The sequence below is a fragment of the Paenibacillus sp. PCH8 genome, assembly GCF_002968835.1.
In the GTDB taxonomy this organism is placed as follows: Bacteria; Bacillota; Bacilli; order Paenibacillales; family Paenibacillaceae; genus Paenibacillus.
In genome coordinates this window covers 69156-88595 of the sequence record NZ_PKQK01000009.1, presented here as the reverse complement: position 1 = coordinate 88595, position 19440 = coordinate 69156, and the positions used below count along the sequence as shown (strand labels likewise).

20 protein-coding genes and 1 other RNA gene are annotated in these 19440 nt (G+C 45.4%); 13 read left to right on the top strand and 8 right to left on the bottom strand.

Annotation, left to right across the window (positions count from 1 at the left end):
- The 3 genes from C0Q44_RS29060 to C0Q44_RS29050 all read right to left on the bottom strand — a co-directional run.
- A partial coding sequence (locus C0Q44_RS29060) for a putative glycoside hydrolase (RefSeq protein WP_219845207.1) occupies positions 1-367 on the bottom strand: 367 nt, incomplete at its 3' end.
- A 161-nt stretch (positions 368-528) separates the two neighbouring features.
- Positions 529-717 carry a hypothetical protein gene (locus tag C0Q44_RS31355; protein WP_029880762.1) on the bottom strand — a complete coding sequence of 63 codons (189 nt, stop codon included), beginning with the start codon at positions 715-717 and terminating at the stop codon, positions 529-531.
- Between the two features lie 174 nt (positions 718-891).
- The gene (locus tag C0Q44_RS29050; protein ID WP_105410615.1) at positions 892-1713 is read right to left on the bottom strand and encodes a YitT family protein; all 822 of its coding nucleotides are present in this window, start codon (positions 1711-1713) and stop codon (positions 892-894) included.
- A 295-nt stretch (positions 1714-2008) separates the two neighbouring features.
- On the opposite strand from C0Q44_RS29050, the gene cshA reads away from it, so the two are divergent.
- From cshA to C0Q44_RS29030, 4 genes are all read left to right on the top strand, one after another.
- On the top strand, positions 2009-3619 hold the full coding sequence (gene cshA, locus C0Q44_RS29045; RefSeq protein ID WP_105410614.1) for a degradosome RNA helicase CshA: 1611 nt from the start codon (positions 2009-2011) through the stop codon (positions 3617-3619).
- 208 nt (positions 3620-3827) lie between these two features.
- The gene (locus C0Q44_RS29040) at positions 3828-4640 is read left to right on the top strand and encodes a YesL family protein (RefSeq protein ID WP_105410613.1); all 813 of its coding nucleotides are present in this window, start codon (positions 3828-3830) and stop codon (positions 4638-4640) included.
- Positions 4641-4691: 51 nt separating this feature from the next.
- Positions 4692-4883: non-coding RNA, 6S RNA (gene ssrS, locus C0Q44_RS29035), on the top strand.
- A 173-nt stretch (positions 4884-5056) separates the two neighbouring features.
- Entirely contained in the window at positions 5057-5449 is a 393-nt protein-coding gene (locus C0Q44_RS29030) for a DUF1499 domain-containing protein (RefSeq protein ID WP_105410612.1), read from the top strand.
- A gap of 72 nt (positions 5450-5521) precedes the next feature.
- Here the strand turns inward: C0Q44_RS29030 and tpx are convergent, their stop codons facing one another.
- Complete coding sequence (gene tpx, locus C0Q44_RS29025; protein WP_105410611.1) at positions 5522-6040, bottom strand: thiol peroxidase; 519 nt, start codon at positions 6038-6040, stop codon at positions 5522-5524.
- A 148-nt stretch (positions 6041-6188) separates the two neighbouring features.
- Between tpx and C0Q44_RS29020 the strand changes: the two genes are divergently transcribed.
- Together C0Q44_RS29020 and gltC are read left to right on the top strand one after the other, a co-directional pair.
- A complete protein-coding gene (locus C0Q44_RS29020; protein WP_105410610.1) occupies positions 6189-6815 on the top strand; it encodes a rhomboid family intramembrane serine protease in 627 nt (208 codons plus the stop codon).
- 70 nt (positions 6816-6885) lie between these two features.
- A complete protein-coding gene (gltC, locus tag C0Q44_RS29015; protein WP_105410609.1) occupies positions 6886-7797 on the top strand; it encodes a glutamate biosynthesis transcriptional regulator GltC in 912 nt (303 codons plus the stop codon).
- A gap of 42 nt (positions 7798-7839) precedes the next feature.
- Here gltC and C0Q44_RS29010 read toward each other — a convergent pair whose 3' ends face one another.
- Positions 7840-8520, bottom strand: a complete 681-nt coding sequence (locus C0Q44_RS29010) for a zinc metallopeptidase (protein ID WP_105410608.1) — start codon at positions 8518-8520, stop codon at positions 7840-7842.
- Positions 8521-8548: 28 nt separating this feature from the next.
- A complete protein-coding gene (locus C0Q44_RS29005) occupies positions 8549-8977 on the bottom strand; it encodes a MerR family transcriptional regulator (RefSeq protein ID WP_105410607.1) in 429 nt (142 codons plus the stop codon).
- A 351-nt stretch (positions 8978-9328) separates the two neighbouring features.
- Between C0Q44_RS29005 and C0Q44_RS29000 the strand changes: the two genes are divergently transcribed.
- The 3 genes from C0Q44_RS29000 to C0Q44_RS28990 are packed head-to-tail and all read left to right on the top strand — an operon-like array spanning position 9329 to position 12590.
- Positions 9329-10729 carry an ammonium transporter gene (locus C0Q44_RS29000; protein WP_105410606.1) on the top strand — a complete coding sequence of 467 codons (1401 nt, stop codon included), beginning with the start codon at positions 9329-9331 and terminating at the stop codon, positions 10727-10729.
- Positions 10730-10770: 41 nt separating this feature from the next.
- Positions 10771-11856, top strand: a complete 1086-nt coding sequence (locus C0Q44_RS28995; protein ID WP_105410621.1) for a DUF294 nucleotidyltransferase-like domain-containing protein — start codon at positions 10771-10773, stop codon at positions 11854-11856.
- Positions 11853-12590 (top strand): exonuclease domain-containing protein, encoded by a 738-nt coding sequence (locus C0Q44_RS28990; protein ID WP_105410605.1) that lies wholly within the window; start codon positions 11853-11855, stop codon positions 12588-12590. The genes C0Q44_RS28995 and C0Q44_RS28990 overlap by 4 nt, the downstream gene beginning before the upstream one ends.
- Here the strand turns inward: C0Q44_RS28990 and C0Q44_RS28985 are convergent.
- Positions 12576-13073: a Mov34/MPN/PAD-1 family protein gene (locus tag C0Q44_RS28985; protein WP_105410604.1), complete on the bottom strand. Its 498-nt coding sequence runs from the start codon at positions 13071-13073 to the stop codon at positions 12576-12578. The genes C0Q44_RS28990 and C0Q44_RS28985 overlap by 15 nt on opposite strands.
- Before the next feature lie 241 nt (positions 13074-13314).
- Here C0Q44_RS28985 and C0Q44_RS28980 point away from each other — a divergent pair, with 241 nt between their 5' ends.
- Positions 13315-13866 carry a TlpA disulfide reductase family protein gene (locus C0Q44_RS28980; RefSeq protein WP_105410603.1) on the top strand — a complete coding sequence of 184 codons (552 nt, stop codon included), beginning with the start codon at positions 13315-13317 and terminating at the stop codon, positions 13864-13866.
- Between the two features lie 79 nt (positions 13867-13945).
- On the opposite strand, the gene cimA is transcribed toward C0Q44_RS28980, so the two are convergent.
- Positions 13946-15565, bottom strand: coding sequence for a citramalate synthase (gene cimA, locus C0Q44_RS28975; protein WP_105410602.1), 1620 nt, complete (start codon positions 15563-15565; stop codon positions 13946-13948).
- Between the two features lie 530 nt (positions 15566-16095).
- Between cimA and C0Q44_RS28970 the strand changes: the two genes are divergently transcribed.
- From C0Q44_RS28970 to C0Q44_RS28960, 3 genes are all read left to right on the top strand, one after another.
- The gene (locus C0Q44_RS28970) at positions 16096-17397 is read left to right on the top strand and encodes a DNA polymerase IV (RefSeq protein WP_105410601.1); all 1302 of its coding nucleotides are present in this window, start codon (positions 16096-16098) and stop codon (positions 17395-17397) included.
- A 117-nt stretch (positions 17398-17514) separates the two neighbouring features.
- Positions 17515-17757 carry a ferredoxin gene (locus C0Q44_RS28965; protein WP_105410600.1) on the top strand — a complete coding sequence of 81 codons (243 nt, stop codon included), beginning with the start codon at positions 17515-17517 and terminating at the stop codon, positions 17755-17757.
- Positions 17758-17965: 208 nt separating this feature from the next.
- Complete coding sequence (locus C0Q44_RS28960) at positions 17966-19408, top strand: L,D-transpeptidase family protein (protein ID WP_105410599.1); 1443 nt, start codon at positions 17966-17968, stop codon at positions 19406-19408.
- Positions 19409-19440: the final 32 nt, after the last annotated feature.

The following is a 19440-nucleotide window of genomic DNA, read 5'->3' as shown; positions in this document are numbered from 1 at the left end:
TGCCCATTTTCTGTAACGCTTTGTTTTCTGTGTGATAAGTTATGTATCCGAGATCGTCTTTGATATCAATAACCATGGCATTGAGTTCCGTATTGTCCGTCAGCTCCAGCAATTCTTTCATACGTGCGCCCCCGGCACTGTAAGCTGTTACATAGATGCCTTTGACAACGGGTGCATCGGGTTGGGGGTCCATTTTGGCAGGCGGGTTATCCGCATCAATAACAACCTGATCTTTTTGAGATTGAATAATTGCGGTATTGAAACTGTTGGTTAACGATTGAAATTGGGGGTTCCCCTGATCTGCCACTATCGGTGCGACACCAAAGCTTCCAAAGGCCATAGCCAGTAAAGCCCATAACATGTTCATTCATTTCCACTCCCTTATGTGCATTCCATATATGAATTATACATTAAAGCCTGTGGGCTTTTAACCATATTAATCAAGTTATGAAACACATGGGAAAAATGAAAACCGCTTCCTGTCTGAGGAAATCCTCTACAAGAAGCGGCATGATCAGTCTAAAAAAATTATTGAATGTAAATCTCATTTTGATGCTCACAAATACTGTACTGAATGATTTCCATTGCGTCTCCCTGTTCCAGAATGCCTAGCCCATCCCGGAGGACAATCAGTGAGTCGAGTTCATTCGGTTTTAAGAAAGGGAGCATTTCCGGGCACCATCTGTTGACAATCTCAAACAGTTTTACCGTTTCCATATCCACAATAATCACCCTTTCCTACTCGAATTCCAAAATGGTAAGTCATTCGGCGCGATTCGGGAAAGCATATGTCCTGTGAAATTGAAGGGTTGAACCTGCTATACAACATATTTAGGAGCCGTACACGGTTATTATACCACAATGTTATGAATTGTTAACCGTACATGTGACTCAACTTCTGCGGAATGATCCCATAACACCAACCGTTTCCACGATGTTAACAAAGGCGTTCGGATCAGTTTCCTTAATAATACGTTTGATCTCAACCAACTCGTAACGGGTGGTAACGGTCATCAACATGTCCTTGTCAATATCCGTGTATGCTCCCTGAGTCTTGATCTTGGTAACGCCGCGAGGGCGAACGAGTAATTTACTTAACATAGCTTCGGTTTCGTTCGTAATAATGTACAGTGTTACTTTGACATGACTGATGTGGATGAGATCTAGTACTTTACCTGTAATGTAGATCGATACCATGGAAGCCAAGGCTGTATTCCAATTGTCACTCAGGTATCCTGCAAGCATGATGATTGCACCGTTCATGCCGGCCATCACTGTACCAATCGGAAAGTCTCGATTACGCGTGAAAATGGAACCGACAATGTCCAGACCACCTGTAGAGCCGCCAACTCGAAAGGATACACCAGTGCCCAGTCCAATAAGTACTCCTCCAAATACAGAGCTTAATAAAGGATCTGTAGCCACAGCAAAAACAGGCAGAAGCGCGATGAACCAAGAAGTGGCTGCTACCGACACAATACTCAATATAATGAAACGTCGTCCAAGAATAAACCAACCTGCAATGAGCAGGGGAATGTTAAGAACAAAATACATTATACTCAGATTCAAATTGGTAAAATAACCTAAAAGCATGGAAATACCGGACACCCCGCCGCTCAAAAGCTGATGGGGAACCAAAAACCAATTAAAGCCGCAGGCAATAACTGCAGCGCCCAATATGATCACTAAAGAGTGCCAAATTATTTTGGGCAATTCAATCACCTCATTTATATTTAAAACCAGATTGCTGGTAATCTTGATTTGTTTTGTGATATAATGATTTGTGGATATTCTTGAGTAGGAAACTTTCCCCAAATCGAACTGAAATGTTTCAAACGCATGTATGTAGTTTTAGTCTTATGTTGGGGACCCATTCATCGAATTATGTTCGTTTGTGAAAATAATTTGCCCTGTTGGGATAACCTATAAATATTAACGCTACTTAAGAATACAGACAACAAAGTGGATTGTCCACCACGTCCACCATATAAAAGGAGTATGAATAATTTTGACAAATTTAAATTTCGCAGATTTCAATCTTGAACCACTGGTGCTGCAAGCGATCACCGAGCTCGGGTTTGAAGAAGCAACCCCGATTCAATCCAAAGCAATCCCTCTTGCACTTGAAGGCAGAGACTTGATTGGTCAAGCACAAACGGGCACAGGTAAAACTGCTGCTTTCGGTATTCCCTTGATCAGTAAAATTAACAAAAGTGACGAAAAAATCCGCGCCCTCATTATGGCACCTACTCGTGAACTTGCAATCCAAGTTGCTGAAGAGATCGAAAAACTCACTCGCTTCAAAGGTCTGCGCTCCCTGCCAATCTACGGCGGACAAGACATCGTTCGTCAGATCCGTGCATTGAAAAGAAAACCACAGATTATCATTGGTACACCTGGACGTCTCCTTGACCACATCAACCGCAAAACAATCAAGCTCGATGATGTACAAACTGTAGTATTGGATGAAGCAGATGAAATGCTCGACATGGGTTTCATGGAGGATATTCAATCTATCCTGAAACAAGTTCCGGACGAGCGTCAAACCATGCTGTTCTCAGCTACAATGCCTGTTAATATTCAAAAATTGGCTCAACAATTCTTGAATAACCCTGAGCACATATCCGTAATTCCAAAACAAGTCAGTGCACCACTGATTGACCAATCTTACATCGAAGTGCCTGAGCGTCAAAAATTCGAAGCATTGAGCCGTTTGCTGGATATGGAATCCCCTGAACTGGCGATTGTATTCGGACGTACCAAACGTCGTGTTGATGAATTGGCTGAAGCTCTTCAAAAACGTGGATATTCTGCAGACGGTCTCCATGGTGACTTGTCTCAGAACCAACGTGATGCTGTAATGCGTAAGTTCCGTGACGGCAGCATTGACGTACTCGTGGCAACAGATGTGGCTGCACGTGGTCTCGATGTATCCGGCGTAACACATGTAATCAACTTTGACCTTCCGCAAGATCCGGAAAGTTATGTTCACCGTATCGGTCGTACAGGCCGTGCTGGTAAAGAGGGCGCTGCTTGGTCTTTCGTTACACCTCGTGAGATCGATCACCTGCACTTTATTGAGCGTGTAACACGTCACCGTATTCCACGCAAACCACTGCCAACAATGGCTGAGGCTGTAGAAGGAAAACAACGTTTGACAGCTGAGCGCTTGCTGGAAACGGTACAAACGGGTGAACTGAACGAGTACAAAGGTATCGCTATTCAGTTGCTTGAGCAATATGATTCCGTTCAGCTGTTGTCAGCTTCCCTGAAGCTCATGACAGGTGACAAAAAAGATGCTCAGGTTGACCTGACTCCTGAAGATCCGATTCGTGCGAAGCGTCGTAAACCGGATGTTCGCTCAGGCGGACGTAAACCATCGGGTTACAGCGGTAACCGCAGCAGTGGCAGCAGTGCCGGCGGCGGAAGTTACAACCGTGATCGCAACAGCAGTGGCGGCGGACGTGGCGGAAGTTACAACCGTGATCGTAACAGCAGCAGCAGTAGTACTAGCAGCACTGGTGGAGGAAGCAGAGAAGGTGGTTACAACCGTGACCGCAAACCACGTCCAAGCAACAATGAAGGACGTCGTCCTGCCAAAGATTCTTCTTTCGAGTAATATAAATGTGTGAAGTGGAAATGGAGCGGGCAACTGCTCCATTTTTTTATTTTCCCAATGAGGCTACATCATATGGTTTCCTCCCGAAAGTGCTATTCAGGGCAAAGCCGATCTGTTTTCGGGAAGTACTGGCTTTTCCTATCTATAATAAGGTATATTAATATTAGACTTCAGGGTTATACGCAAGGCTGCGGAGGAGGAGAAATGTTTGGAATTTAAAGGAGCTATGGGTGGGATCTACCGGCTTACAGAGTGGATTACGAGACTCGCCGCAACCAATCTGTTGTGGGCTATTTGTTCGTCTCCGTTCTTGTTTTTCTTGATTATGAAGCTGCTCGTTATGCAGCAGAACCTCGCAAACGAATCATTGCAAATGAACTGGGCTATAGCCATTGTGGCACCGCTTACACTATTCCCGGCGACGTCGGCGCTGTTTACGGTCGTTCGTAAATGGAATATGGGTGATACGGATGTGCCGATCTTCCGTACTTTCTTTGTAGGTTATAAGGAAAACTACAAGCAAAGTTTGATTGGTGGCATTTTTTACACGCTGCTGTTCGCGATTATGTATCTGGACTATACCGTGTACATGACGCAGTTCAGCAACATGCAGCTTGTGGGAATCATTATGCTTGTGCTGCTTCTCTTGTTATTTGTATCACTCTTTAACTTTTTCTCGATGGTTGTACACTATCATATGTCTATCGGGCTCATTATCAAAAATGCGGTTTTGCTAACGTTGATCAGACCTTTCCGTGTGTTTTCCACATTGCTCGGAAGCGGATTGCTGTTCTACATTGGTTCCCGTTACCCTGTATTGTTCGTATTCTTCATCATCAGTATCATCGCCTGGTTTGCTTTCTTTAACTTCTATGCAACCTTCAACAAGATGCAGGAGCAGATGGAGAAGATGCAGTTGAAGAAGGAAGAAGAGGAAGCTGCTGCACTGGCTGAGAAATCAGAAGAGACTGGCGAAGCATCGGAGCCATCAGACGACAAAAACATTACATTGCAAAAATAAAACATGTTTGTTCGGCATTTACTTTTTACACAGTTAGGGATATAATAATTGTACATCCTGCGATGTACGTTTCGGTTATTCGTTGTTTTGAACCAATGATGACGTCTTCGGGAGATCAACACAGAATGTTGCTGAAAAGCCCTGTCTATACGACATGGGGACTTCAAAAAGCATTTTTGCGGTCACCCACCTGCCAAGCAGGTTCATAAGACAATGTAGCCGGACGGCATAGGCGGGTTTCTAAATTTTCATGTACAACACCCTGACGTTTCCTCTTATTGAAGGAATTTCAGGGTGTTTTTATGTTGTAATGATTGTATTTCTAATAAAAGTGATGCTTACCCTTTTGTTACTACTTGAACAATGTTACACTAGATTACATAAATGGAACGGTTACACTCAAAGGAGGAAGGGTCTTGACCTTAAAGAGAACGCTCGTCGGTATCATCCGCAGCATGGAGGGGACCAGCGATCGAGCCAAGGATCCCAAATTAAAAACACGGTATTATAACTTATCCAAAGACAGAGCCTGGGAAGAAGTATCTTCAACACTCAAAAAAATTCCGGGTTATAAAGTGTTGCATGAAGTGCCTTCTGTTGGAGAAGTCATATTGGAGAAGCGGACTACCTTTGGACGGACGATGGATATTACAGTTTCCATTATATCGGTAAGTCCTGTGCGCAGTGCAGTTGATATGTATTCGGCTTCCCGTGGTTCACTTGGAGACTTGGGCTCCAATTATCGGACGATTATGAACTTGTTCTCTGTATTGGATAAGAAGTTGAGCAAGTATAAAACAAGCGAGTGAAATAGATGATAAATAACAAAAAGCGAGTGAAGGTTAACCTTCCTCGCTTTTGTTCTGAACGTGTGAAACCTTCTACAGCAAAGCTTTAACAGCAGCAATAGCTTGCTCGAAGTCAGGGGATTCTGTCATCTCAGGCAGATATTCCACATATGTAATCTTGTCTTCAGCATCCAATACGAAAATGGAACGCATGTCCAATTGGAATTCTTTGATTAGAACGCCATAATTTTCGCCGAAAGAGCGTGATTTGTAATCAGACAGTGTGACAACGCGGTCTACACCGGCTGCTCCGCACCAACGGGCTTGAGCGAAAGGAAGGTCTGCGCTTACGGTCAGGACAACAACGTTGTCTCCAAGCTCTCCAGCTTCAACATTGAAGCGACGAGTTTGCGCATCGCATACGCCGGTATCCAGGGAAGGAACAACGCTGATTAGTTTAATTTTGCCTGCGAAGTCTTTCAAGGATGCATCTTCAACCAGATTCTTGCTCACTGTGAAGTCTGGTGCTTGATCGCCCACTTTCAGTTCGGGTCCGATCAATGTAATAGGGTTTCCTTTGAATGTGGCTGCGCCTGTACGTTCTTGTGCCATAATAGTGTTCCTCCTTATAAATTGGTGATCCGTGCCAAAATCCATTATAATCTTTTATGAAAGGCATTGTCCAATTCGGACATGTACCATTACGATGGATCTGAGATAGTAGTCTGATCTGAACAGGGTGGAGTGAAAGAAGAAATTTATGATATTTATTCGCTATGAGAACTGGAAAAGTTATTTGAAGTATTTCCCTCTGACGTCGTTTTTTCTAATTGCCAATGTAGTCATGTTCATTGTATTGACGGTGAACGGTGGCTCAACGAACAATATGGTGCTGCTTAAATTTGGAGCACTTACGAACTATGAGCTGTTCGCAACGGAATGGTGGCGTTACATTACATCCATCTTCCTGCATGCAGGTTTCAGTCATTTATTGTTTAACAGCTTTGCGCTTATCGTATTTGCGCCACCGATGGAGCGGCTGCTTGGGTCGGTGAGATACGGTGTGTTGTACCTGGGTGGTGGCGTAGTGGGGAATATTCTTGCTGTTGCATGGTATAACTCGGTCGGAAGCATTACCATCTCAGTAGGTGCTTCAGGAGCAATCTATGCGGTCTACGGTGCGTTCTTATATGTAGCGTTGTTCCAGCGGACGATGATGGACGAAGCTTCGCGCAAAACGATGTATACCTTGCTGTTGTTCGGGATTGTTTTCTCATTCGCGGTGTCTGGCATCAACTGGATGGCTCATCTCGGAGGACTGCTCGGTGGATTCTTTATTTACGGACTGTTGATCAGATTGTGGAAACCCCGTAGCTTCAAGCAGTAGTCAGAACGTTCTCAAAATGGAATGCATTCAAGTGATAAGTAGGGTATAACAGATTGGAGCGATCAGGCGAGTGGAATTAAGACAGTTGCATTACTTTTTGAAAGTGGCACAGAAGGAACATGTTACGCAGGCTGCAGAAGAATTGCATGTGGCACAATCAGCGGTGAGTCGTCAGATTCATCAGTTGGAGGAAGAGTTGGGTGTCGATCTTTTTATGCAAAAAGGAAGAAACCTGCAGTTGACTGCTGTGGGACAGCTCTTTTGTAAACGAATTGAAGGCATATTGAAAGATCTGGACAAGGCCGTCGGGGAGGTTCATGAGTTTCTTGACCCGGAGCATGGGGAGATTCGAATTGGTTTTCCGCATAGTCTGGGGATTCATCTGATTCCTTCCGTCGTAGCTGCATTCCGTCAGCGGTACCCCAATGTGAAATTCAGATTCAAGCAGGGAATGTACCCCACACTCATACGTGATGTGTTATCAGGTGAAGTGGACCTGGCATTCATCTCTCCTTTTCCGGAGAAGCATGATCATGTGGATGGTGATATTGTACTTACGGAAGAGCTACATGCCATCCTTCCTCCGAACCATCCGTTAGCTGGTGAGGAGACGATTGCGCTCGAACAGCTCAAAGATGATAAGTTCGTGTTATTCAGTAAAGGGTACTCTTTGCGTCCTATTGTGTGGCATGCCTGTCTGGAAGCTGGCTTTACACCCAAAATTGCTTTTGAGGGTGAAGAGACAGACACCATTCGTGGATTGGTCGCTGCTGGCATGGGGGTTAGTCTGTTGCCTGAAATGGCCTTATTCCAGACGAATCCATTGCAGCCTGCACATGTGGCCATCTCCCATCCAAAAGTAACACGTACGATCGGCTTAATTCACCGTGCGCATGACAAGCTTCCGTTGGTTGCCCAGTCATTTCGTTCGTTCTTGCTCAATTATTTCGGTTTACAACAAAATAATACCCCATCCGATTAACGGTGGGGTATTGTTTTGTTGTTATGTTATTGTACGGCTAAATTAATCGCGGCTGTTAAAGATTCCAATGTAACGAATCAATTCCAACAGTGAGATCAATGCTGCGGCTACGTAAGTCAAAGCTGCTGCATTCAAGACTTTGGCCACGCCTTTTTCTTCTTCATTGCGGATGTAACCTTCGGATACCATAATCTCTCTTGCGCGATTGCTGGCGTTGAACTCAACCGGCAATGTGATGAGTTGGAACGCAACAGTTACGGAGAAGAAGATGATACCGATACCTACAAGGTTCATGGCATTGAAGATGAATCCTGCAATCAGCAAGAAAGGAGCTAATCCGGATGCGAAATTCACAATCGGGAAGATACGGTGACGCAGTACCAGCATTGGATAACTTTCTTTATGCTGAATGGCGTGACCCACTTCGTGACACGCTACCGAAACAGCTGAGATTGAGTTTTCATAATATACTGGTTCAGATAAGCGTACAACCCGATTAATCGGATCATAGTGATCTGAGAGCGTGCCGCGAACTGGCTCAATGGGAACATCATGCAGGCCGTTAGCATCGAGCATCTGGCGAGCGGCATCGTAGCCGGTGATTCCATTCTGATTGGGTACCTCTGACCAACGTCTGAAAGTACCTTTAACGCGAAATTGCGCCCATAAAGAGAGCAAAAAGGCGATAATGATCAATACGAACATACCGTTATTAAAACTCATATTCATTCCTCCGCTTTCTAGAAATAAGCTACATCATGGTGTTCTCAAGCAAGATTTTCAATGCCTCCATTGTACCGGCACTCTTCGTAAGAAGTCCTGCCATCATCTTGCGTGCTTGTACAGGTTTCATCTCCCCAAGTAGCGGTTTGAGTTCGTTAACCTCTCGCTCAAGTTGTTGCACATGAAGCTCCAACGTTGTCAATTTGCTGGCAACTTGTTCTTCCGTGCTAACCAGACGCCACTTCTCAAGAGATTGCTTAATCTCGTCGAGACTATACTTCTCTTGTTTCATCTGTACAATACGTTCAAGTCTGGTTAAAGTTTCATTACTATAGAGACGATAATTTTTCTGAGTACGTTCCTCAGGATGGATTAATCCGAGCTTGGTGTAATAATCAATCGTCCGCTCACTGACACCAGCTGTCTTGGCGAGTTCGCCAATTCGAAAAAGTTTCATATCCCCAATGATATTCACCTCGCTTGCAAGTTCAAATGTAGGGAATTGTAGTTTCCGCTTGCGATTTTCTATACTACGCCCAATTTTCTTTCTAATAAGTATGATACATGATCTTTAACCGTACAGTCAAACGTTATGCTTTGGTGATCAGCATACTGCATTTCTATATCTATGTGCTCATAGAATGTGAATATGTACTTAAATGCAAGAAAAAGACGCATGACTTTATTCCCAGAAATATTTTTCAGATTTGATGAAAATACTCTTGTCAACTTTCCTCTCTTCTGCTTATAATGGCATTAAGAGTTTCACGATATGTGAAGAAACTTAACATAAGAGGGAGTGGGGTATATGAGAAAGAAATGGATGGTTTTGATGTTAGCAATGCTTACTTTATTCGCATTCCCGGTCAGTGCATTCGCAGCTGCGGAGGGGCCGACTAACATCGAACTTCAAAGTGGTCTGAACTCAGCTTTTACGTTTCTGGCTGTAGTGCTGGTGTTCTTGATGCAAGGGGGATTTGCTTTACTTGAAGCGGGTTCTACACGAATGAAGAATGCAGGACACATTGCAGGTAAAACAATCCTGACATTGGGAATTTCAGTTATTGCCTTCTGGGGTCTGGGCTTCGGTCTTGGTTTCGGTAATGGTAACAGCTTCTTCGGAACAACAGGGTTCTTCCTGAGTGGTGACCAAATGGCTGCTTCCTTCGAATCACTGGCTTTCTCAGATGTTCCATTGACTGTTAAGTTTGTATTCCACCTCGCCTTTGCGGCGGTATCTCTGGCTATTGCCTGCGGTGGTATGGCTGAACGTGCAAAGATGAGCGTATATATTGTATTCGGTACACTTTATACCATTATTATGTATCCGGTTGTTGCTCACTGGGTATGGGGCGGCGGCTGGTTGGCTGAGCTGGGTATGCAAGACTTTGCAGGATCGACGGTTGTTCACTTGACTGGTGCGACTGCAGCATTGGTAGCTACCATCTTGTTGAAACCGCGTATCGGTAAATACAACAAAGACGGCAAACCTAACATCATTCCAGGTCACAACCAAGTATATTCCGTACTCGGGGTTATCATCCTCTGGATCGGTTGGTTCGGCTTCAATCCAGGTAGTACATTAACTGCACTGGATGATGGATTCTTTGGTTATGTTGCATTGACTACTAACGTAGCTGCTGCAGCTGGTGGTGTTGCTGCACTGTTGATCTCCTGGGCAGTTCTTGGCAAGTCCGATATTCCTAGCATGTTAAACGGTGTGCTTGCGGCACTCGTAGCGATTACAGGGGCTTGTGCATTCGTTGAACCTTGGGCAGCTCTCGTCATTGGTGCTTTGGCAGGTATCATCACATTCTTCACAGCACAGTACTTTGATCGTAAAGGCATTGATGATCCAATCTACGCTTTCTCCGTACACGGTGTCGCTGGTATGTGGGGAGCCATCTCCACAGGTTTGTTCGCAACACCTGAACTGGCTGAACATGCGGGTGTAGGTCAAGCAGGTCTGTTCTATGGCGGTGGATTCCACCAATTGGGTGTACAGCTTCTAGGTCTGGTAGGTGCTTTTGCTTTCGTACTGGTTATGTCCTTCATTATTCTGGGCGGAATGAAAGCCATCATGGGCATCCGTGTTACTGAAGAAGAAGAAACCATGGGACTGGATATTAGTGAACACGGAACTTACGGATATCCTGAGCAAATGAAGAATGCAGATTCTAAATCGGGTGGCGGTACGTTCAGCTCCTGAGGTGAAAAATGCTGAAACATGCTTCAAGGAGGCTGGACATGATGGAACCCATCTCGCTTATAAACCATTCCTGGTCTTATCAGGGAATCGATGGTGCGGTGTCTTCTCAAGAACTGCGCCAGGCACGTGTGAATTTACAGAATGAGCTCCATGAATGGTTGTCCGCTTCCTTGTCGCTGATCGAGTGGTACCAAACGGTAAATGAACTGCATGACCGGATTGCACGGAAAGCAATAGAGTTATGCATACAGGGGATGGTTGAGGAAGGCTTCGGCCAACCTCCCGTCCCCTATGCCTTTATCGTATTTGGAAGTTCGGGCAGGGAAGAAGCGACGTTATGGAGCGATCAAGATAATGGCATGATCATTAGTGATTCTCCGCATGAAGGAAAAGAGGAATATTTTGCACAGCTTGGACAACGAATGGCTGACATGATGGAAGAGCTTGGTTATCCCAAGTGTGAAGGCAAAGTCATGTGCTCAGAGCCACTCTGGAGAAAAACGCTGGAGTCATGGAAGCAACAATTAACCGATTGGAGCTCGGATCTGAATTGGGAGCCGGTTCGTAATCTGATTATTGCTTCAGATATGCGTTTTGTTGCAGGGGAGCCAAGCCTGGCGGAAGAATGGATCACGAGTTTTTATGAACAGTTCAAACGGGTTCCTGAACTATCCGATGCAGTGCTTCGTAATACGGTCAAACATAAAGCTACATTAAATGTACTCGGACGTGTGGTTACAGAGCGATTCGGTGAACATGCAGGCGGATTTGATGTCAAGTATGGTGTATACATTCCACTGGTAAATAGTGCAAGGTATTTGGCTTTGCAGCATGGGATCAAAGAGTCGTCTACGCTTAAACGAATGGAGAGACTGACCTCGCTTGAAGCCGTTCCGTTTACATTACTGGATGCATGCCAGCGGGCCTTCATAGCTGCTCTGAAGCTTCGGAGAAGTACGCCGGTTGTTATTCAGCGGGAGCTGCAACATAGCAGTGGATTCCTGGATGAGAAACAGATGAAACAGAAGCAGGTCCATTATGAACTCAGGGATACGCTCGGGTTGGTACGAAGAGTGCATCGTGCTTTGCAAAGACAGTTGCGTTTTGCAGAAAGGAGACGTCCATGAGAGAGCCGGCAAGGGGCAACACAGGTTTCTGGAATTCGCTGCGTCAGGGAGGGGTTCCTTCCGCCATCGCTTCCATTATGGGAGCCCCTACGGCGCAACACATGGCGTTTATCCGCTCCATGATGAGAGAGCAACGCAGACCCGAGGTACTGCATACTCCCCTGAATGAGCTGAAAGCAGTTGTATTTGATCTGGAGACGACAGGATTCTCTCCCCAGCATGGAGATGAAATTATTTCATTTGGTGCAGTCCGAATTCATGGTGGCGTGGTGCTGGAAGAGGAGCAGTTCCATACGATAGTACAGTCCAAAACTGCTGTTCCGGAACATATTACTGAACTGACAGGCATTACACAGCAGATGACTCTGGATTCACCTACTTTGCTGGAGGGACTGCATGATTTCATGTCATTTGTTGGCGGAAGTGTTCTGGTCGCACACGCAAGTGCGCATGACCGTGCTTTCCTGAATGCCGCGCTGTGGCGGACTTCGAAGGTGAGACTGACGCATCGTTTAATTGATACGATGATGTTGGCCCGCTGGCTTGAACCGAACAGGCCGGGGTATGGGCTGGATGAATTGCTGGAATCCAGAGGCATTCCGATCTATGGGCGTCACCACGCGCTGGAAGATGCGAAGATGACAGCGCAGTTATGGTCCTGTTATCTTGAGGATATGACGCGAAAAAATGTGGAGACATTGGGTGACTTGTACACCCAACTAAGTCACGCATAATGAAACAGGCTGCAGATTGTAGGTAGGGAATGGGATAGAGTGGGGTGTCTGATCCTGTTGTTCCTTTGAAGATTCAATCTGATATCCATTCAGATGCATCTGATGTCGTAATCCGTTTGGATAACAAGGTGAGCCGATAAGGTACATCTTGAGCAATCCGGCAAACGCCGGAAGGGCTTGTATGTCCTCCAAGGAGGGCACTGGCCTTGTGTATGGATGAGTATGGAAGATGCCCATTAGGGCAGGTTCGGAGAATATAGATCGTATCCACTCAGCGTTGTCCAGCACAAAGTGGTGCAGCGGGTCAGGTGCTACGTTACGAATGGGCTGAAACCGACTGATTCGTATACCGCCCGCTGCGGCTTGACCCAGCACAACCCCGCAGGCTTCCTGCGGCAGCATAAGGAACATATGCTTTGACATCTCTTGTTCTACGGAAGTAGGGATGTAGAAGGTGTTTTGCTGCCCGTGAAGTGCTGCCATTTGTATTCACCCCTCTCTCTTTGGCTCCTGCTTAGGCAGGGGTCCTTTTTTATTTTATTTTGTGTGATTCGAATTGTAAAATTTTAAAGGAAAAGGGTACAATGTTAAAGAGAGCGATGTTAAAAAGTATAGTAGTGAGCCAATGTTCCGATTATGGATTGCAGTGGCGATGAACATTTAGCATGCACAGAAATTACGGTTTCAGTTTCAATAGGCTAATTATATAAAAGGGTGGCGGGTTATGAAACGAAATAAATACATACTCCTCGGTGTTATTTTGCTTGTTAGTATTACAATAGCCCGGAATACGGGTGACGGGATTGACACCGTATTTAAGCAGGATGAACCCATGCCTACGGAGACGGGACCACGTGCTGGTCTTCTGGCACCGGCTTTTTCTCTGAAAGCAATGGATGGGAAGACATACGGTGTAGGCGGCGCCAAAGATAAGGCCACGTTCGTCAGTTTCTGGGCATCCTGGTGCGAGCCGTGTAAGCAGGAAGCTCCGGAACTGAACAGAATGGCCGCAAAATACAAGGATAAGCTTGACATGTACGGAGTTAACGTAACATCTTACGATAAGCTCAAAGATGCCAAAGCTTTTGTGGATGAGTACCAATTGACATTCCCTATTCCAATTGACGAGAAGGGGATAGTATATGCGCAATACAATGGGGTGGCTTTTCCAACCAATGTCCTAATTGACTCCAGAGGCGTGATCCAGGAGATTATTCTGGGAATCCTGCCAGAGAAAGAACTGGAACGCAAGATTAAAGAACTGGTTGCGAATTAGATTGCCAATTTCATAAAAGAAGCTTCTGTACCCATGAACCATGGATGCAGAAGCTTCTTTTATTTTCCGGGAAATAAGCTTAATGGTTGCTCAACCCGTGAGCCGGGATCGGAAGTGAACCTGGCTCGTCCTGTAGCTTCTCCTGAAGCAACGCATAGCGGAAACTGTGTACGAGTGCTTCCCAACTTGCTTCAATAACGTTCTCCGATACACCCACAGTATTCCATGTGTTTTCGGTGTTCTTGGATTCAATCAATACACGCACTTTGGCAGCTGTAGCATCCTTTTCATCGAGCACACGCACTTTATAATCCGAGAGATGCATGTTGGCAAGGGAAGGGTAGTATTGTACCAAAGCTTTCCGAAGTGCATTATCAAGTGCGTTAACCGGTCCATTGCCCTCAGCGGCGGTATAGGCGCTTGTTCCGGCGACATTAACTTTAACAAAAGCTTCAGAAACAACGGGTTTTCCAGCCGTTTTCTCCACAAGCATTTTGAACGATTCGAAAGTGAACAGTTCTTTCATATCTCCATTGGCCTCACGAATTAACAATTCGAGTGATGCATCTGCCCCTTCAAATTGGTAACCTTGATGCTCCAGGTCTTTGATTTTCTCAATAATCTGACGTGAATTGGCACTGCTTGGATCGAACTCCAGCCCCAGTTCCTGTGCTTTGGATACAATGTTACTCTGTCCGGCAAGTTCCGAGACCAGAACACGCTGCTTGTTACCCACAAGCTCGGGCACAATGTGTTCGTAGGTACGGGAATCCCGTAGGATGGCAGAGACATGAATGCCGCCTTTGTGAGCAAAAGCAGCATTGCCAACATAAGGCTGATTGATCGGCATGTTCACATTGGCAATCTCGCTGACATAACGAGCGACGTTCGTAAGCTGTCTCATGGAATCCTCAGTGACACATTCATAGCCAAGTTTCAGTTGCAGGTTCGGAATGATGGAGGCGAGATTGGCATTACCGCAACGTTCTCCGTAACCGTTCATTGTACCTTGAACCTGACGGGCTCCGGCTTGTACAGCGCTGAGTGTGTTGGCGACAGCCAGTTCACAATCATTATGTGTATGGATGCCAAGATGTGCGTGAGGCAGGCTTCTGTACAGCGTGGACACCATCTCATGCACCTCGTGCGGCATGGTTCCGCCATTCGTATCACACATGACGAGCCAGTCCGCTCCGGCTTCGTGAGCCTTGGTCAACACAGCCTGAGCATATTCCGGATTATGTTTGAATCCGTCAAAGAAGTGCTCTGCATCAAAAATAACTTCCATGCCATTCTGTTTCAGATAGGCGATGGAATCATAGATCATGGATAAATTCTCTTCCAGTGTAGTTTGCAAAGCGGTATGCACATGGAAGTCCCATGATTTACCCACCAGGGTGGCAGCTTGGGCACCTGATTCAATCATGCGCTTCAGGTTAGCGTCCTCGCTGGCGATGCTACCTTTGCGACGTGTGCTGCCAAAGGCAACGACCTTGGCGTTCAGGTTCAACTCCTTGACTCTTTTGAAAAATTCAATGTCCTTGGTGTTGCTGCCGGGTATTCCGCCTTCAATATAATGGGCACCCAGGTCATCGAGCTTCTTGGCAATCTTGAGTTTGTCATCTGCCGATAAGCTGACACCCTCCCCTTGTGTGCCATCACGTAAAGTCGTATCGAAGATGGAAATGGCCTTTGACATGAAGATCCTCCTTTAAGATGAAGCGCTTTTTTAAAGTTTAAATGGTTAGTTGGAAAAAGCATGAAGTACATTAGTGGACAAATCCTTCGATTCTGTAACGCTACACTGTGTTAAACTCGATGCGTTGATTTGTCCCAAACTCGTGAATTTGTATAATTAATTATTATAGCACCATTATAGCCAAATGCTACATAGAAATCGCAGTTTCATGTAACAATTATAGGATTTTAGAGCAATAAAGAGGATGTCATTCGTAACCACTAGTTATGTTATAATAAGTTTTTGATTTATATTTGAAATATATGGAAGAAGGGGAGAGTTGATTTTGACTTTTGTATGGGAAAATACGATAATTGCCTTGCTCACTTTGATTCTTTTTGTGAGCGTAGGTTGGCTGGTTATTGGGTCTCTGATCAGATCTCGCAGAAAATAAAAGCCCGCGACTGAATTTATATAACGGGTTTGTTATACTATAGAAGAAAGAAAATTCGTTTCATTAATTAGTGTGCATGAAAGGGCGGAGGTTCATGATGTCTTCAGACGGCAATCCTCCAGCGAATGTGGATCAATACTATCCTACAGCCGGACGGGTAATTCTGCATGTGGATATGAATGCTTTTTACTGCTCTGTACATGAAGCGGAGGAACCGGATTTATATAGAGGAAAAGCAACAGCGGTTGCGGGTAGCAGTGAACTTCGCAAAGGTGTGATTGTAACCTGTTCTTATACCGCACGTAATAGAGGCATCTCAACAGGTATGGTTGTACATCAGGCCATGAAAAAGTGCCCGGATCTGATCGTGATTCGTCCCGATTTTCACCTCTATCGCCAATATTCAAGGAATTTCATGCAGATTGCCTATAGTTATACCCCTCAGCTTGAAGCAACGTCTATTGATGAATGTTATCTGGATATTACAGGCTCAAGGCAATTCGGAAATCCAATGGAGATTGCGGAGAGTATTCAGCGTCGAATCAAGGATGAACTGGGGTTGCCTTGTTCCATTGGGATAGCACCCAATAAACTATTGGCGAAAATGGCTTCGGATCTGAAAAAGCCGAACGGCATCTCCATTTTGCGCATGAGGGATGTACCCCGGATTCTTTGGCACAGACCATGCAACGAGATGTTTGGTATTGGCAAAAAGACAGCTGAAAAGCTGAAAAAACTGGGTATTGAAACGATCGGTCAATTGGCCAAATCGGATGAGAAGATGTTGACCGAACTTTTCGGAGTGAATGGAACCTGGCTTAAAAATTCTGCGAACGGTATTAACCATTCTGTTGTTCATGCTGAGCGGGAAGCGAATAAATCCATCGGACATACGACGACTTTACCAGCGGATGTATCTGAAATGAACGAGATTCATCGGGTGTTTCTCAATATAAGTGATCAGGTCGCCCGAAGATTGCGCAAGCACGAAATGCTCAGCCAAGGGCTTCAGATCACAATTCGCACACCGGATATGAAGACCATCACCCGATCGCGTCTAATGGAAGTTCCTACGGAGGATGCGACGGTCATTTATCGTGAAGCCTGTCAATTATTTGCGAAGCATTGGGGGAGTGGCAAGCCTGTACGGATGCTGGGGATTACACTCCAAAACTTGATTCCAAGAGAAGAATCCGCGGTGCAGATGGACTTGTTCGAATATGAACAGAAGCCCAAGAAGGACAATCTGATTCGAATTATGGATCAGCTGCGTGATAAATTCGGTGAGAATGCTGTGGTGACCGCAGGGATGCTCGGAGATGATCCGTCAGTGCTGCTTCGCAATCATAAAGTGAGAGGCACTTCCCTGCAAAAAGATAACTTGCAATGTCTGGATTAAATAAGGGATAATAAAGACTTATGGTTGCAAATTGATTTGTAATTATTCTTACTTTAGTTTAATATGTTTCTAGATAAAAACACTGTACGTTCGTATTTTTAGGAGGAGAGAATGTAAATGAGTAAATTTACTTGGGTAGAAAAAGACACATGCATCGCATGTGGCGCTTGTGGAGCAACGGCTCCAGACATCTATGATTACGATGATGAAGGTTTGGCAGAAGTAATCTTTGACGGAGATTCCAACAAAGGGAACAAAGCGATTCCAGACGACTTGTTTGACGATATGCAGGATGCATGCGACGGCTGCCCTACAGATTCCATCAAAGTAGCGGACGAGCCTTTCAATAAAGAAGGCTAATATATGTACATTAGTTAACATCAAAGCACATTCTTTTGTCTTTATGACAAGGGAACGTGCTTTTTTTCGTGCTCTGCAACATGCAAGCAATAATTGGGGGACACGCTTGGTGTCGAAAACTTGTTTTCTACCGAGTACTCAAGTCCTATGAATTTAACGGATACATATGCCGATATATACGGAAAAAGGCGAAATGGTGGAGGATTGGATGCAAAATACTCATCTAAGAACGTATGTCAAGAAACACCCTGATAATAAAATGGCCTGGTATTTGCTGGGGAAGGAGTATTTGGGCGAAGGGCAGGAGGCCAAGGCTAACTACTGTTTTCAGCAAGCGGGCGAGGTGTACGAAGCATTTGAACGCAGTAAAGCTCCCACTGACATCTGGGTAGACTATCAGGAGAAACTGGTTGAGATGTCTGAGCAAAAGGAGAAGAAACATCGTGTACGCAAAATGTGGCTTACGTTGTTGATGCTGTTAGTTCTGGCAGGTCTTCCACCCGCAGATGCTCCGGGTTTCAGTCGTGAAGCAGCCGATGCACTGTCATCGGCACTGGAATCCACGGATGACACCGCTGAATCTGAAACAGATGATCAACAGGTCGTGACAGCAAAAACTCCGCCGAGCAATGTGTTCACCGCTGCGGGGTTTGGTGGAGACAATTATGGAGAGGCTGCGCTCGCAGCTGCCTGGTCCGGGTCTGGCCCGAAAGTAGAGACCTCGGCTGTATTGGGTATGCAAACTTCGGATGACTGGTCTTTATGGAAGCGAAATATGCCTGTGAAATACATTGTACAGACCAATACGAGCGGGAAATTAACTGCACAGAGTTATGATGCCAAACAGTGTAACTGTGAACCTCCTGAAGTATCACCGAAAATTAAACAGATGGCACTGGCGTGGACAGCCAAGCAGGAAGCCGCCGCATCTTTAACGAGTGCAATAGTGGCTTATCACAAACAAAGTGGTGCTTGGCCCAAGAGCGTGACTCAAATGGCCCAGCCATTTCCCAATAATATCTTGGGAGAGACTGCACCGGGGATGACTAAGATGTTCCCGCAATTGTTGTCCCTGCATCAAAGGAAGCCGCAAGCAGGAAAGGGCAAAGCGAGTGGGCAAGAGAACGTTCCGACGAATTCGAGTTCTTCTCTGGGTACAACTGCTGCTTTTGAAGATACGCTGGGAGGCCAGCCTTTTCTACAGGAACCGCTTGAGATTGTCATTGATAAGGATAAACACAAACTTGCATTGATTAGCGGGAATACCATTATTCGTATGTATGATGTGGGACTTGGTGGTGATCGAACACCGGAAGGATCCTTTGTTATCTCGGATAAAGTAGTCAATCCAAACGGACGCTCGAACGGTGAGTTCGGAAGCAGGGGCATGCAACTTTCGGATACGAATTATGCCATCCATGGGACCAACGAGCCAGACAGCATCGGACTGGATGAGTCCCTTGGATGTGTGAGAATGCGCACAGCAGATGTAGAAGAATTATTCGCTCTCGCCCCGCAAGGCACGCCGGTAAGCATCGGAGAAGATGTGCTGCCAGAGGTAACGCTAGTTCCAGAAGCGAAGCAACGTTATCAGCATACGCTTGTTCCTAAGCAAAATAATCCAAACAAGACATATCACTGGCTGAACTGAGCGGGTAACCTATCCGTTGTAAACGTAATAAA